General features: G+C 48.3%; 12 protein-coding genes and 1 CRISPR repeat array (1 of these 13 running past the window's edge). Of the genes, 7 read left to right on the forward strand and 5 right to left on the reverse strand.

Annotated elements, in window-relative coordinates; genetic code table 11:
* Window positions 1-3: 3 nt before the first annotated feature.
* On the forward strand, window positions 4-1,782 hold the full coding sequence (locus AJ81_RS05230; RefSeq protein WP_051368702.1) for an amylo-alpha-1,6-glucosidase: 1,779 nt from the start codon (window positions 4-6) through the stop codon (window positions 1,780-1,782).
* A 16-nt stretch (window positions 1,783-1,798) separates the two neighbouring features.
* Window positions 1,799-3,628, forward strand: coding sequence for a hypothetical protein (locus tag AJ81_RS05235; protein WP_031505005.1), 1,830 nt, complete (start codon window positions 1,799-1,801; stop codon window positions 3,626-3,628).
* Window positions 3,629-3,681: 53 nt separating this feature from the next.
* Here AJ81_RS05235 and AJ81_RS05240 read toward each other — a convergent pair whose 3' ends face one another.
* The 3 genes from AJ81_RS05240 to AJ81_RS05250 are packed head-to-tail and all read right to left on the reverse strand — an operon-like array spanning window position 3,682 to window position 8,111.
* The gene (locus AJ81_RS05240) at window positions 3,682-5,739 is read right to left on the reverse strand and encodes an efflux RND transporter permease subunit (protein WP_231845447.1); all 2,058 of its coding nucleotides are present in this window, start codon (window positions 5,737-5,739) and stop codon (window positions 3,682-3,684) included.
* Between the two features lie 18 nt (window positions 5,740-5,757).
* On the reverse strand, window positions 5,758-7,680 hold the full coding sequence (locus tag AJ81_RS05245) for a transglycosylase domain-containing protein (RefSeq protein WP_031505007.1): 1,923 nt from the start codon (window positions 7,678-7,680) through the stop codon (window positions 5,758-5,760).
* Window positions 7,662-8,111, reverse strand: a complete 450-nt coding sequence (locus AJ81_RS05250; protein WP_306452428.1) for a methylated-DNA--[protein]-cysteine S-methyltransferase — start codon at window positions 8,109-8,111, stop codon at window positions 7,662-7,664. Before AJ81_RS05250 ends, AJ81_RS05245 begins: the two co-directional genes overlap by 19 nt.
* Before the next feature lie 270 nt (window positions 8,112-8,381).
* Here AJ81_RS05250 and AJ81_RS05255 point away from each other — a divergent pair, with 270 nt between their 5' ends.
* From AJ81_RS05255 to AJ81_RS05270, 5 genes are all read left to right on the forward strand, one after another.
* Window positions 8,382-8,627 (forward strand): hypothetical protein, encoded by a 246-nt coding sequence (locus AJ81_RS05255; RefSeq protein WP_051368703.1) that lies wholly within the window; start codon window positions 8,382-8,384, stop codon window positions 8,625-8,627.
* Window positions 8,624-8,962: a sigma factor gene (locus AJ81_RS05260; protein ID WP_031505010.1), complete on the forward strand. Its 339-nt coding sequence runs from the start codon at window positions 8,624-8,626 to the stop codon at window positions 8,960-8,962. Before AJ81_RS05255 ends, AJ81_RS05260 begins: the two co-directional genes overlap by 4 nt.
* 311 nt (window positions 8,963-9,273) lie before the next feature.
* Window positions 9,274-10,443: a deoxyribodipyrimidine photo-lyase gene (locus AJ81_RS05265; RefSeq protein ID WP_197536852.1), complete on the forward strand. Its 1,170-nt coding sequence runs from the start codon at window positions 9,274-9,276 to the stop codon at window positions 10,441-10,443.
* Window positions 10,444-10,641, forward strand: a complete 198-nt coding sequence (locus tag AJ81_RS10955) for a hypothetical protein (RefSeq protein ID WP_197536853.1) — start codon at window positions 10,444-10,446, stop codon at window positions 10,639-10,641.
* 51 nt (window positions 10,642-10,692) lie between these two features.
* Entirely contained in the window at window positions 10,693-13,038 is a 2,346-nt protein-coding gene (locus AJ81_RS05270; RefSeq protein WP_031505011.1) for a phosphoketolase family protein, read from the forward strand.
* Between the two features lie 46 nt (window positions 13,039-13,084).
* Here the strand turns inward: AJ81_RS05270 and AJ81_RS05275 are convergent, their stop codons facing one another.
* Window positions 13,085-14,488 (reverse strand): MFS transporter, encoded by a 1,404-nt coding sequence (locus tag AJ81_RS05275; protein ID WP_031505012.1) that lies wholly within the window; start codon window positions 14,486-14,488, stop codon window positions 13,085-13,087.
* 29 nt (window positions 14,489-14,517) lie between these two features.
* Window positions 14,518-15,432 (reverse strand): alpha/beta fold hydrolase, encoded by a 915-nt coding sequence (locus tag AJ81_RS05280; RefSeq protein WP_031505013.1) that lies wholly within the window; start codon window positions 15,430-15,432, stop codon window positions 14,518-14,520.
* Between the two features lie 279 nt (window positions 15,433-15,711).
* Window positions 15,712-16,249: a CRISPR direct-repeat array (repeat unit 30 nt; unit sequence GTTTCCATCCCTCATAGGAGCCTTCTAAAC); it runs 476 nt beyond the window's last position.

Raw genomic sequence — 16,249 nt, forward strand, 5'->3', positions numbered from 1 at the left:
CGTGTGAGGTACACGATCGTCGATGGACAAGTGATCTACGAAGGTTCAAATGAAGATTACATCATGTCCAACATCGAGCTTACCTTGCGACTTAAGAATGGAACTCCAGCCGAGCTCTTTTCGTCCAAGAAAGGTCTTCTGATCGAATTCTCGAAGAACGATCTTCCAAACCCGACGAGCTGTCGACTCTGGCCGAACGGTTGCGAGTTCTCGCACGAGAAAACCACTTGGTCTTTCTTCACCTCACCTTGGATAAGATCGGTGCTGTGGCAGATCAAAGGGATGGAAAGATTGACCCTATCCTTCAAAGCGCCACTCGAAAAACATTTCAAAGTACCTTTCGGACCAACCTACAACTTCAAAAAACCTTTGAACGTGATCGTCGAAGGTTCCAACATAGACCTGTCAAATTTGGTCAGAATCGAGGTTCTGGAGGGAAAGATCGAAGATCTTCAAAGAAAAGATGAAACCTTCACGCTGAAACTCTCTGCGACGAACAAAGAGTTGAAGCTTCGATTCTCCACGCAGAAAGAGATCGTCAACGAACGAGCTGAGAATCTCTCCTACAACCAATTTTTGAAAGACCACGTTCCGAGAAACTTGAATGAATTGAAAAAGAGTCTGGCACTGTTCGCACTCCACACCGCGCTCAGCAACTGGAAAGATCTTGGAAAAGTTCACGCCTTCGCCGCGGGTGTTAACTACTCTTTCCCACCGAGGACCTACTTCAGAGACTCGTTCTGGACGTGTTTGAGTTTGCTCGACGTGCGGGCAGATCTGGTCAGAGAGCAGATTCTCATCTTAGCCAGTGCGGTGCACGACGATGGCTGTCCGAGCGGTGTGATGTTCTTGAGCGATGAAGAGAAGATGTTCCTCGCACAATTGAAGAAGGAATATCCCGCTCTCGCTGCGGGTGTGAAGTACGAAAACGACTGGTGGAGTGGACACCACGATTCCGGTTTTCTCTTCGTGCTGTTGGTCTCGAAGTACGTTGAGAAAACTCAAGACGTTTCGATCCTGAAGGAACGTATCGATTCAGACACAGTTCTCGAAAAAATACTCAAGGTGCTGAGATACGCCGAAAACTTCGTTGAAAACGATCTTTTCAAGAAACCTCACGACTGTCTCGATTGGGCAGACAACGTGTTCAGAGATGGCTTCGTCACCTACGACGCCGCCTTGCACGCCGCAGCCATGAGGGAAGCTTCGAAGCTTTTGAAGATGATGGACATGCGCGAGCAAGCAGAGTTCTGGGAATCTCGGTATCTTTCAACGAGAAAGAAGTTCAACGAGGTTCTCTTCGATGAGAGAAAAGGTTACTTCGTCGATTTCATTGGAAGTTACGTGGAGGACCATCTTGCGCTCGACACTGTGGTTTCGATCATCTTCGATGTTGCCGACGAAGACAAAGCAAGATCCACACTTTTGAAGATGGAAAAGTTTCTGGAAACCAGAAACAACCCATCGCAACCTTACGGCGACTGGGGCGTCATGACCGTATGGCCGCACTACAAAAGAAGATCGCATCTGTTCGGCAAAAGCGCCTTTCCTTACAGATACCACAACGGAAGCTGCTGGCCGTATCTGAGTAGCATTTATGCCCTTGCGAAGTCAAGGTATGATTTGGACCACGAGTATCCACTCTTGAGTTGGTGGAAGTATTCGCTCGAGAACGGCTGGGTGAACTTGGTCGAGTATTATTCACCGTGCTATCCGCGTGGATCGCTGCAGCAAGCGTGGAGCAGTTTCGCGTTCGCGATGGTGTTACAGATAAAATCATGAAACGGAGGTGTTCGAAATGGTGGAAAAATGGAACCATTTTTCGGTCTACATGTGGGCAGGGCCAGGAACGATCAGGATAAACAAAGTGAAGTTTCCGGGCACCGCCGTCGATGAGAAGGTCCACATGGAGGGAGGACTGAGGATAGGTGCGAGAAGACTGAAAGAGATGGGCTACAACTGGGCCTATTGCACGTACAACTGGGGTTTTCCACCTGAGATCGAGCACGAAGATCACGAATATTTCAAACGGACGGTGAAAGAATACCATGAAGAAGGCTTGAGGGTGCTGGGATACGTTCAATTTTCCAACACGGTCTTCGACGGTTCTTACGTCACCAAGCGATGGTACGCGATGGATCAGTTTGGGAACAAGATCAACTACTACTCCGGTCGTTATTTGACCTGCCCGACGGACGAGGAATGGAAGGTGCACCTTACAGGCATCGTCAAAGAAATCGTCGAGGCCGGAGCAGATGGAGTGTTTTTCGACAACGTCTTCGGTTCATGGTTCGGTTTCAGGCCGTGTTACTGTGACAGATGCCAGAAGCAGTTCAGAGAATTTGCGAAATCTCTCAGCTTAAATGTCCGCGGTATTCCAGAGTATCTGTCGGAGAACGAAGAATCGAGAGCGTATTTGATCTGGAGGAGGAAAGTTCTCTGGGAGACCATAGAGGAGCTCGCAAAACTTGCAAAGTCCATCAATCCGAACGTGGTGGTCTCTTCGAACTCCTTCGAGGCATGTTTGAGCAAACTTGCGATCATGGCGGGGGTGGATCTGAGAAACGCGTTCGAAGTTCAGGACTGGGTCATGATCGAGAACCACCAGCTTCCAAGGAAGTTCAAAGGTCTACAGATCTTCAACACCATGACCTACAGGATCGCTCATGCGCACAGCAAGGGAAAACCCGTCACTTCCGTTCCGTACATGCTCGGTATCGGTACGGATGCGGTTTATCCCATCAGGAACTATCTGCAAGGGATGGCGGAAGCTTATGCCAACGATTCGGTCATGGTCCTGAAGGGTACTGAATATTTCCACGACGGAAAATGGACGCTCATCACCGATGAGAAATTCGAAGAGGTACGCAAACAGATCGCAGATTACCACAGCTGGTTCAAGGGTGAAAAAGGCGTTTGGAAAGATTGCTACGGAAAGAGGACCACAAAGATCGCGATCTTTCATCCGTACGATTCGCTCACCTTCCATTGGGAAAGGACGTACCTTCCATTTTTCGCCGCGCAACACGAATTGATCAAGAATCGAATCGATTACAAAGTGGTCTGGGACGACTTCGAAAACGTTGAAGTCTTACTCGTACCACCGATCTTTGAAAAGAGTGAGATGGAGAAGATCAAAGATTTCAAAGGAAAGAAGATCTTCCTTGGATACTCACCTTTCGAGAACGAAAAGATCGTTTGGAAAGAGACTTACGAAAGACTCGCGCAGCTTTCCAAGCCAGAAGAGCAACTCTATCTCGAACAGATCCTTTCACTGCTGAACTTCTCTGCGTACTTCAACGATCCGAGTTGGAGAAAGAGGATGGAAAAAGCGAACTTTCTGTTCTTCAATTATCTGAACTATTGCTACGTTTTCACCCATCCGTTCGACGCACAGGAGTTGATCGAGCTGGTGAAACCTCACCAACCTTGGACCGTCGAAGCGGACGGTTTTATCATTGTCAGCAGTTTCGAACAGAATGGCACGTTGAAGATCCATCTGGTGAACCTTGAAGATAGACAAGTCAACGTGAATCTGGTCCTTCCAAAAGGTTGGCACGTTGAGAGGATCGACAATTACGAATACGAAAACGCTTTCGTGCATAGGATCTACACGGTGAGATTCTGACGGGCGAACAACAACCGTGTGAACGTCAATGAGATTGGCGCAAGGAAAAGAGCTCAGCTGAGCTTTCGTGTTGTCTCTTGCTTAACATCATTCTTGGCAAAACTCTTAATCAGTATCGGCTGAGAGAAGAGCGTGAAAGCCACCCCGAAGCCAATGCCGAGTATGAGCAAGAGCGAAACATCTCTAAAGAGCGCGAGCCTCGAAAAGACGAGCACCAAGAAACCACCGATCAAACCCAAGCCGTTCGCGAGCACCGGCATCGAGATGTTTTCGATCGAGAGGAACACGTCTTTGGTTCTTCTCATATCGTGCGCGAGGTGGATCGAGTAGTCAACCACTAAACCTACAAGGATGCTGGCGACGATCGATGTGGCGACGTCCAGTTTCAAGCCGAGCAAGCCCATGAAGAAGAAATTCGAAAGAGCCGTTAAAACAACTGGTACGACGATCAAAAGTGACAGCAGAACATTTCTGAACGCGAAGAGAACTGAACCAAAGATGAACAAGAGCGACATCGTGAGGCTCTGAACCTGACTCGCGACGATCCTCGAGTTGATCTGATCGACCACGAACGCCGCACTCGCAACGGTGAAGGTGTACTCTGGATATTCTTCGAGCACTTCCCTGAGCCTGTCTTTCATCTCTCCCGCTTTTCTGTAACCTTCCTCGGTGAGGTTCACCGCGATCCTGATCGTGCGCCCGTCGGCAACGAAGTGATGGATCGCTGGTTGAAGACGCGACATGAGCACCAAGGTGGGTATCGGATACGCCATGGGGAACTGGACCGAGGACACACCATCGATTCGGCGCAGATCTTCGACGAGTTTGGCTATCTGTTGCGAATCTTTCATCGTGAAGATGCTCTGCTTCTCGACCATCACGTACACGGGTTCCCGGTACGAAAACTTTTCCGTCAAGATCGCCAGCGCCTGACCGATAGCACTGCTTTTCGAAAAATACGCGGCCTGGTCCATACCAACTTCTATTCGCGGTATAAAAAGAAAGGTCATCGTTACGAGAACGATGGAGAAAACGAGCATGATGCGTCCCAGACTCTCGCTCTTGAGCCTGAGAAGGAGCGTTCCTCGTTTGATCGGTTTTTCGCTTCGAAGTAGCTCGTAACCTGAGCTGAACAGAATGACGAAGACCAGCGTGAGTCCCGAACTGACCATCAAACCCAGATGTCTGAAGGCCGTGATCTCGACGAAGAGGAACGAAAGAAACCCGACGCTCGTGGTGAACATGGAGAAGAAAATCGGTGTGAGCATCTCTTTTCTCACTCTGTCTTTGAACCTCACCACGCCGTTGTAAAAGTGAAGTCCGTAGGCAGAACCTATAATGATCAGAAAACTCACACACATGACACTCATCGTGTTCAGTTCCACACCGAGCAAACTCACCACACCGTAAACTATCACGTTCGCGAACACTGGAATCAAAAGAGACACAAAGCTCGCCTTCAAAGATCGAGTTTGAAGATAGAAGATGAAGAGTATCACCAAAAAGATGATCGCAGGATAGACGAAGACCTGACGCATGATCTCCCCGAACAGATGCTTGTTTATGATGAGTTGGCCAAACGGCATGGCTTTCAGATCACGAAAATCGCTCAGAATCTTGTCTATCTCTTGTAAAGCTTTGTCTTCGTCACAATTCACGCTCAGGGTGCAGTACAGAAGCAAATACTTTCCATCCTTCGAAATGAAAGAACTCGCCTCAGGATCTTCGAGAATCGCTGCATCGAGTGTGGAACCATCGAAGTAAGGCTTTCTGAAACTGTAATTTATGACGCTCAGCACGTTCTTCATGTACGACAGGTTGGAAAGCCGCTCTTGAAGTTCCACAGCCCTCGACAAAACCTGTGGAGAGAAGAAACCATCAGGATGGTGTAAAACTACCACGAACTGAGAACCGTCGTTGAATTTCTGTATGATCTTGAAAAAAGATTTGAGCTCTTCATTGTCTATCTGCTCAATACTGACTCCAGATCTGTAACCAGGAAGGAAGACAAAATAACTGGCGTTGATGCGCGCCTTGAAAAAAATTATCACGGTAAAGATCGCACAAACGATCAAAAACAGGATCGTGAACTTGTACTTTTTCAGCCACACAGATTTTATTCTATCATCTCACCATGAGCGCTTGAGCTTGATTTTTTCCCAAAGTTCTTTTGCCAGCTGTGGCGAGCGTTCATTTATACTGCTTAGAAAATCGAGCAAAGCAGAACTGTCCAGCCTTGATGTGATTTCAACCAGCGCGTCAATGCTCAGAGTGCCCTCCTGCAACCACTGCACGAGTCTGTCCACATCGAGCGTCAGGGATGGCAGAGTCGTCTTCGTAGACAGACTCACCTGCACTTTCCACTTCGGCATTTTACCCAGATAGTTGTAATTGGAAACCAACTGAGACCAAATCGGCGCGGCGTGTACGCCACCCACCAGATCCTCACCGTCCACGGCAACCGCCATGATAAAGTTTTGATCTCCTCCGACGAACCAAGCCGTCTTCAAAGAAGTTCCAGTCTTACCTGCTACGGGCACTCTTTGTCTCGCACGCACGCCCGTTCCTCTCTCAACCACTTCTCTCATGACGTTCAACAAGACCATCGAGGCCTCCATGGGGCTGAGTCTTCTTGCTTTCACAACGTTCAGCACCTTTGGTGAAGCTTCGTAGATCGTTCTTCCGTTCATGTCCTCGATGCGCTTCACGATGTAAGGTTGTAGAACCACACCACCGTTGAAGATTGCAGAATATGCTTTCAAAACCTCTTCTGGGGCTGTTTCGAGAGTTCCCAGCGCGATTGTCATATCTTCAGGATAATGACCTGCGATCTTCAGCTCGTTTTTGAGAAACTCCACCACATTCTCTTTGCCGAGCTGCATGAACAGATTCACCGACGGTATGTTCAAAGAATCCACCAGCGCCTGTCTCATCGTGACGATCCCACGATAACCCTTGTCGAAATTTTCAGGTGTCCAGTCCCCAATCTTCAACGGCAGGTCCACCAACTCGCTGTCTATCGACCAGCCTTCCAAGATCGCCAGATAGTAATAGAACGGCTTTATCGCAGAGCCGAGCAGTCTACGACCTTCTGGATACGTCGAGCCAACGCCCCTGTAAAGTAAAACGGCTCCAGACATAGGATCTATCGCTTCGACAACGACCGTGCGTGGCAAACTCGACGCCGCTTGAGAAAGATTCCTGTCCAAAGTCGTGTAGATTTTGTATCCCTGTCTCAGCTCGTTCAAACCGTAACCGAGCTGTTGAAGCTCTCTTACGACTCTCCAAAATATCTCTTCGTCCATGTCCATCTTGAAGTTGCCGGCATAAGTCATGGCTTCGAGTTCCTCGACGGCCCTTTTGTGAACGAGACTGTTTATGTAACCTTCCTTGAGCAGAGCGTCCAGAACCGTTTTTGCCTTGAGTCTGGAAATATTCCAGTTCCTCAAAGGATTGAAATTCTCCGGAGATCTCACAACAGCCACCAAGATGGCTGCCTCGTTCAGCGTCACATCGCCCAACTCTTTACCGAAGTAGTACCGTGAGGCGCTGGCAAAACCGTAAAGACCGTTACCCATGTAAACGGAGTTTATGTACATCTGCAGGATCTCTTCCTTGGTCCTGTGCCTCTCCAACCACAACGCAATGAACAGCTCCTTCAACTTTCTTTGCCAAGTCACGGTCGGTGTCAGATACAGCGTGCGAGCCAACTGCTGAGTGATCGTGCTACCACCTTCGTTGATCGACATGCTGCTGATGTTCCTCACGATCGCCCTCGCGATCCCAATCGGGTCCACACCCGCATGGTAATAGAAACGCTTGTCTTCAGAGACCAACAAGGCGTTCAGAAAATAAGGTGGCACATCCTCGAGCTTGACCCAGAAAGATCTGGGAAGTGACATGAAAGTTCCGTCCGAGTACAGGAGCAAAAATCCGGTGGGAATCTTCGATTCAGGTGAATCGAGATCTTTCGTGAAATCAACGTAGAGATAAAAAAGCACAGAAACACTCAGCAAAAAGCCACACAGAAAGCCTATGACTTTCCAGCGCATCTTTCACCACGCTCGAGCGCGAGCAGATTCTTCTTCCAATTCAACCCCGCACTGAAACCTCCAATAGAAGTCTTACCCACTACCCTGTGACACGGAAAGTAGAGAGGCAACGGATTTCGTTTCAACGCCTGACCAACCGCTCTTGGTGAGGTGCCAAGTTTTTTCGCAAGCTCTCCATAGCTGATCGTAGAACCGTAAGGTATGTTTCTCAAAGCTTGCCAGACTCGCAGTTGAAACTCTGTAGCACGAACTTCCACAGGAAAGTCGAGCTGTTTTCTTATTCCTCTGAAATACTCTTCCAACTGTTGAAAGACTTCTGGGTTCGACTCAGCACCAGCACACCTTTTTCCAAGTTCTATTCCATAAACCCTGCCGTTTTTCATTCTCACACACATCGGCCCAAAGATCGATTCGTAAGTGAAACTTTCCACAAAAACCCTCCTCGATCCTTCCCGCACGATGATAACACGAGCGTTTTTCCGTTCCTTTGCGCCGTTGTCCCGAGATCGACAACAGTTAAACATCTTTTTATCCCAAGGGGAACTGTTTCTTAACCGGTCCTCTTCTTCCATGATATGTATACATACGTATATTATATTATGGGAGCGCTCCTCGAGAAATACCAAACCCGAGGCCGTCCCACTGGCGGTTCGTTCGTGTGTGCGGTTTCGACGACTCTTCGAGTCAAAGGAGGTGAAATTGTGAACTTCGTGGAAGTCCTCAACACCGTAGCTAAGCTCCTCGCACTCGCCATCTGTCTGGTTGAAAGACCAAAGGATGGAGCGAAGAAAAAACAAGAGGTCAAAGAGATGGTTTATTCCTTTCTGAAACAGTTCAACATCAAACTACCCATGCCTCAGTTCGTCTTCGACTGGATGCTCGACATCGCCATAGACAACATCGTCAAGTACTTCAACCAAACGATATGGAAGGAGAAAGCGGCGTGAAAACGACGTTTTCGAACTGGGAAAAGTACGAACCGTACTTGAGAGGCCTATGCAAGGTAGTGTACGAAAGATATGGTTGGAACATTGAAAGTTACGAAGATCTCTATCAGACTGCGTGCTATTTGCTCTTGATTGCGCTCGACGATTTCGATGGCCGTGGGGATCAGGCAGGTTATGTGAAACAGTACGTGAGAAGAAAGCTCTTCAACATGCTCAAAGACGGTGAAAACGCTCCCAAACACAACGATCATCCCTTCAGCTTCGTCAAACAGAGACATCAGAAGGTCCAGTTCGTCCTGTGCGAGGAAGATATCTTGGAACTTTACCAATTTTAGCCCCCTTCGGGGGCTTTTTTCTTTGAAACAAAGTCGTCCGCCACAGTGTCCAACGTAGGATCACAGTTTCTTCACTCACAATCTTTCTGAACACGCAAACCTTGGGACTTCAGGACTGAATGTGGCACATGACTTTTTCACACCGCGCGAAAATCTAAAATGGACCCGCCGCGTCTCCTTGTCCAAAGAATTTCCCATCTGTTCCCTGCGAATATTGGTAATTGCCACCGTTCGAAGGCATTTGGCAACACTCGCATTGCCTTTCACCTATCACCGCATTTTGGTTAAAATGTGTCAGAGGTGTTGTTGGCATGGAAAACTTTTCCGTCAATCCGAAAAGAGTGAGGACCCTGAAGTGTGTCGAGAGCGAAAGAACTGGTCCGGTTGTTTACTGGATGCAGAGAGATCAAAGGTCTCAAGACAATTGGGCACTCCTGTTCGCACAAGATCTGGCGCTCTCAAAAGATGTTCCTTTGATCGTCCTCTTCAACGTCGTTGCCAAGTTCTTGGACGCGACATACAGACAGTATCACTTCATGTTGAGCGGACTTTTGGAAGTGAAGAAAAATTTAGAAGAGCACAACATTCCTCTTTTGGTGAGCTTCGGTGAACCAGCCCAGCAGATCGCTCGAATTTTGAAGGAACTGAACGCGTCCTGTCTGGTGTGCGATTTCAACCCCTTGAGAATCGTTCGAAGCTGGAAGAAAGAACTGCTCGAAAAGATTGACATACCTTGCTACGAAGTGGATGCGCACAACATCGTTCCAGCGTTCTTCATCTCCAACAAGCAGGAATACGGTGCGTACACGCTCAGGCCCAAGATGAAAAAGTACATGAAGGAATTCTTGGAAGATTTTCCAAGGCTCATCAAAATGAAGAGTTCTGGGATTAGACAAGACTTGGATTTAAATGAAATCACCAAAAAGCTCGAGATAGACTTTTCTGTCCAACCAGTCGAATGGCTCAAACCGGGCGAAAGTCATGCAAGACAAGTCCTCGAACAGTTCTTGAACGAAAAGCTCGAGCGCTACGAAGCTCTGCGGAACGATCCAACGGTGGATGGAACTTCGAACCTTTCGCCTTATCTGCACTTCGGCCAGATCTCCGCACAGAGGGTCGCGCTCGAAGTTTTGAAGTTTCACGACGAATACCCATCCTCGGTCGAAGCTTTCTTGGAAGAGCTCATCGTTCGAAAAGAACTTTCTGACAACTTCTGCTTTTACAATTCGAACTACGACTCTTTCGAAGCTTTCCCCAACTGGGCCAAGGAAACTTTGCTGAAACACGAAAAAGACGAAAGAAAGTACGTCTACCCGCTTGAAGAGCTCGAGAACGCGAAGACACACGACGAACTTTGGAACGCCGCGCAGAGGCAGTTGACCAAAACGGGAAAGATGCACGGTTACATGCGCATGTATTGGGCAAAGAAGATCTTGGAATGGACAGAGAACGCAAAGGTCGCGCTGAAGTACGCCATATAGTTGAACGACAAGTACGAGCTGGACGGCAGAGATCCGAACGGTTATGCTGGAATAGCTTGGTCGATTGGCGGTGTTCACGATCGGCCATGGAAGGAAAGACCCATATACGGCAAGATAAGGTACATGAGTTACGAAGGGTGTGCCAAAAAGTTCGACGTAAAAAAGTACGTGAAATTGTTCCAAAATGAAACACTTTAATGTGGTGCAGAGGTATAATTTTGATAATCGATTAGGTTTGGAGGGGTAAGCATGGAGCTGAAAAATTTGCACCTTTATTGGAAGGCTTCATGTTACATCGCGACTGGGATGATATACCTTTGGGACAACGTACTTTTGAAAGAGCCGTTGAAACCTGAACACATCAAGAGAAGGTTGCTTGGCCACTGGGGAGCGAGTCCAGGTATAAGTTTCATCTACGCTCACACCAACAGGATCATCGAAAAGTACGATTTGGACTGCCTGTTCGTGGTCGGACCAGGCCATGGTGCACCCGGTTACATAGCTCCGCTGTATTTGGATCAGACGCTCGTCAAGTATTATCCACACTTCACGTTGGATGAGGAGGGCTTGAAGAAGCTCTTTCGATCCTTTTCCTTCCCCGCCGGCTTGGGTAGCCATTGCACTCCTGAGCTGCCAGGATCGATCCAAGAAGGGGGAGAGCTCGGATACGTTCTGTCCCATTCCTACGGGGCCGTGCTGGACAATCCCAAACTTCTGGCCGTGGCGGTCGTGGGCGATGGGGAAGCCGAAACAGGACCACTCGCCACGTCGTGGCACGTTAACAAGTTCATTAATCCGGTCAGAGACGGTGTGGTTCTGCCCGTTTTGCTGCTCAACGGTTACAAGATAAACAATCCCACAATACTCGCCAGGATTGACGAAGAAGAACTGATCAATTTGTTCAAAGGTTACGGTTACGAGCCCAAGTTGGTCATCGCAGAAGAACCCATACAAGCGCACGAGAGCATGGCTCAAGCCATGGACTGGGCCGTTGAGAGGATACTCGATATCAAATCGCACACCGAACCGTTCAGACCCATCTATCCCATGATCATCCTGAAAACTCCCAAGGGTTGGACTGCACCAAGAAAGGTGAACGACAGGTACATCGAAGGGTACTGGAGGGCTCACCAGGTTCCGTTCTCGGACGCGAGAAATAATCCTGAGCATCTGAGAATTTTGGAAGAATGGCTGAGAAGTTACGAACCAGAGAAACTCTTCGATCAGAACGGCAGACCGATCGACGAGATCCTCAGAGCCGTACCAAAGAAGAAGATAGGAGAGTCACCTTACGCGAACGGTGGCATGTTGCGCGTGCCGCTCAAACTTCCAAAGATAGAAGCTTTCTGCATCGATCCGGCGAACAAGGCGGAAAACACCAGACCTTTGGGTATGTTTCTCAGAGAAGTCATGAGGCTCAACCCCAACAACTTTCGACTTTTCGGTCCGGACGAGACGCATTCCAACAGACTCTACGACGTTTTCGAGTTCGGCAAGGCATGGGTTGCCAAGACACTCGTCGAAGACGAAGATGAAGGTCATTTGAGCCCGTTCGGTAGAACGATCGAAATGCTCTCGGAACACACGGTCGAGGGTCTTTTGGAAGGTTACATTCTGACTGGTAGACACGGAATTCTGAACACCTACGAAGGTTTCGCGCCGATCATTTCTTCCATGGTGAACCAGTTCGGAAAGTGGCTCGACATATCCTCAGACATACCTTGGAGGATGCCAGTCTCGTCGTTGAATTTGCTGTTAACCTCCGTGGTCTGGAGACAAGACCACAACGGTTTCACCCATCAAGATCCTGGGTTCATCAATTCGGTGGTGGACAAGTGGCCGAACGTGGTGAGAGTTTATTTTCCACCCGACGCTAACACATTGTTGTTCATCGTCTGGCAGTGTCTGCAAAGTACGAACAGAATAAACATAATAGTGGTGGACAAACAAAAACATCCACAGTATCTGAACATCGAAGAGGCGAAGGAACACGCGATGAAAGGACTGGGGGTTTGGAAGTTCGCCAGCAACTTTCCGGACGAAGAGCCTGACGTGGTGATCGCCAGTTGTGGAGACATACCCACGAAAGAGGCAGTCAAGGCAGTGAAGATCCTCATCGAACACTGCCCGGATCTGAGAATAAGGTTCGTGAACGTCGTGAACCTATTCTGTTTGACGCCGAACCAAGAGCATCCAGATGGTTTGACCGACAAAGACTTCGATTCCTACTTCACCGTCGACAAACCCGTGATCTTCAACTTCCATGGCTATCCTTGGCTCATACACAGGCTCACCTACAGAAGAAAGAACCACAACAATTTACACGTCAGAGGATACAGAGAGAACCGAAAGATCGGAATAGATTTGACCCATCTCACCAACTTCCTGAAAGGTAGAGGAGGGATAACCACTCCGATGCAACTGGCTATCCTCAACCAGATAGACAGATTCAGCATCGCCATAGACGTTGTGCAAAGGGTACCGAAACTGAGCAACAAGGCCGGAAGCTTCGTTGACGAAATGAAGAACATGCAGATAAAGGCCTTGGAATACGCCTACAACCACGGTGTGGACATGCCGGAGCTGGACGAATGAACGAACGCCGTCAAGTTCTCAGCCCTTGAGTCTCGACAACCAGATCTCAGCCGATCAGCTTGGCCTTCAAGTTTTCCTCTTGTGCTCTGAGCTCTTCGCTCAGCTCTAAGTTCTGTCTCTTCAATTGCAGTATCTTCTTCAACGTTTCGTGCAACTGTTTGGTCAGAGGATACTTGAGCGCGAAGATGAGCGCAAACGTTAGAAGCACAACGGGTAAGAATGCGAACATGAGCCTGAGCACGAACAGGAAAGTTTCAGTTTGTTCTTGAGCTGGTCTGTAACCTGCCACGGAAATGAGGCTCGAAACCAAAAACAATCCCACCGCGGAACTGAGCTTTCTCATGAACGTGAAAAGACCAGAATAGATTCCTTCACGCCTTCTGCCACTCTTCAGCTCGTCCACGTCGGGAACGTCGGCGAAGATGGAATAAATCGTGATCACCACTCCACCTGTGCCAATGCCGGTGAAAACTGCGAAGAAGTATATCAAAGCTGTGGGACTGGCGGGTGTGATGGTCAAGCTGTAGAACATCGCCACGATCCAAACCATGACGCTGGAAAGAAACGCCACGCGCTTTCCATATTTCTTCGCAACGAAGCTCCAGAAGGGTATGAAGACGATCTCGGAGATCAAAAGCACCCCGAGCGCCAGATTCGTTATGTTCCCCTTCTTGATGTAGTAAGTCATGTAGTAGATCAGTATGCTCATGATCACGTCCATCGTCAGAAAACTGAACAAATACATCAAAAGCACATAGACGAATGTTTTGTTCTTGAACGGTTCGACAAATTCTTTGAAGTTGAACTTGAAGACTGGTTGCTGAAACTCTTTCCTCTCTTTCGTCGCGAGGAAGGTGAACAAAAAAGGTATTGCGAAGAAGGCGCCGAAGAACGTGGCCATAGCGGTGTAGCCAGTCTTTGGAGAATCGAACCTTTTGACTATCTCCAACGGCAGGATCGCACATATGACAGAAGAGAGCATGGAGAAGAACATGCGAAACGCGGTCAAAGAGGTTCTTTCGTTGTAGTCGAGCGTTAGTTCTGGTGCCAAGGCGTTGTAAGGGATCATGACCATAGTTATGACAGTGACGAAGAACAGATAAGAAAAGAGCATGTAAGCGAACCTCTGCCATTCCTGAGCAAAACCCACAGGATACCACAACAGCCAGAAGGAGATGAAGATCAGAGGTATGCCAAGAAGAAAGTAAGGTCTTCTTCTACCGAATCTGGTGCGCGTTCGATCCGAGATCATACCCATCAGAGGGTCGGTGACGGCGTCCCAGATCTTGCTTATCATGATGATCAAGCCCGCCAAAACGGGTGCGATCTTGACCACATCGGTGAGAAAGTGCAGATAGTACGTACCAAGAATGATGAACGCTCCACCACCGTAGAGATCTCCAAGACCATAACCGATCTTGGTTTTCAAACTGAGCTTTTCAGTCTGCACAGCATCTACCCCCTCACGGCGATCTTCACTCACAGACCGAGCAAAAACTGCTCTATGGCTCGCACCATCTTCTCAGGCTGATCGATCATTGGAAGATGCCCAGCTTGGTCCAAGAGCACGACTCGACTGTTCGCTATCTTCTGTGCCAAACAGCTCGCACCCTCCACAGGCGTAGCGTTGTCCTGTAAGCCCCAAATTATGAGCGTTGGAAGGTTCAAAGATGGCAAAAGCTCACGCAATTCTTCTGTATCCACAGCTTGGGCCAGTTGGAAGACGACCTTCACCGGGGTTTGGTAGACCAAATAGTAGTTGCTCAAAAACTGTTTTTCATCGAAATTCTCTTTCACCACGAGCAAGTTTTTGAAGGTGTTCTTCGTGTTCGTGTAATTCAAGAAGGCCAGTCTGAGAAAGATTCTAACGAACACGTTGTCTGAAAAGTTCCTCGTCTGGTTCGAACTGTCCACACAAATCGAACTGCTCACCAAGATCAAAGAAGCGACGTTCTCTGGACGATCCAGAGCGAGCCACGCGGCGACCTCAGAACCCATGGAGTGTCCAAGCACATGATACCTTACGATGCCCTTCTTCTTGAGAAGCTCGCCAACGACCCACGCCATGTACCTTCGGGACAACGGCTTATTGATCTGTTTGTCGCTCAGACCAAAACCGGGAAGATCGACAACCAGCAGATGAAAGTTTTCAGCAAGGTGTGGAAACAACTTTTCGAAATTCGTCGTGTTGCCCATAAAGCCATGTATCAACACCAATGTGGGTTTCGATGGATCCGAAAACTCTCGGTAGGCGATCTTCAGACCGTCCAGTTGCTCGAAACGGTACGATGTCACATCGAGATGTTTCTTTCCCTCCTCCGCGATCTTCGGATCGCAGGAAAAAAGCATCAGCAACAGCAACAGCGCAACAAACGAAAAGAAGATCTTCTTCATTCCTTAGCTCCCAATTTTATTCTAAAACAACCAGACCATATGGCATACATTATCATCGATCATTCAAAGCGTTCCATGGTGCGCACATCGTTGGGGCTTGGATAGAGAATTGATCTTTTCTTAATACCCTAAAAGAGATCGAGCATTTTGCTTCACCGTGGCTTGACTTACCAGAACGTGTGGATTAGTTCCGACACGGACGTCCATTTCCAGCCATTATAAGGCCTTCCAAACCCGGCCCGATTCAAAGAAACAGAAGCCATTACAATCTTGACGGCAGTTTCCATCCCTCATAGGAGCCTTCTAAACTTTGGTTCCTGCAATAGCAAAGAGAAGAAGCACTGGAAGTTTCCATCCCTCATAGGAGCCTTCTAAACTCTTAAATTGTTTCGTGAGCTCAAAGTGTCTTGATCCCGAGTTTCCATCCCTCATAGGAGCCTTCTAAACGGGAATTTGACAGAGTGTGTTGGTGAAAGGAGGCGAATAGCATGTTGTTTCCATCCCTCATAGGAGCCTTCTAAACATCTTGAAGATCTAAAGGCGTGAGCGGAAACGCTCAGTTTCCATCCCTCATAGGAGCCTTCTAAACACGAGAAGGCGCAGTTACTTAAGGAGATTGAAAGACTGGTTTCCATCCCTCATAGGAGCCTTCTAAACTCCTTTTTCCTTATGGCGTGTACTATGGGATAGTGAAGAAGGGTTTCCATCCCTCATAGGAGCCTTCTAAACACGAGAAGGCGCAGTTACTTAAGGAGATTGAAAGACTGGTTTCCATCCCTCATAGGAGCCTTCTAAACATTTTCACAGCGAACGCGGT

It is taken from the genome of Pseudothermotoga hypogea DSM 11164 = NBRC 106472, from assembly GCF_000816145.1.
Taxonomy (GTDB): domain Bacteria; phylum Thermotogota; class Thermotogae; order Thermotogales; family DSM-5069; genus Pseudothermotoga_A; species Pseudothermotoga_A hypogea.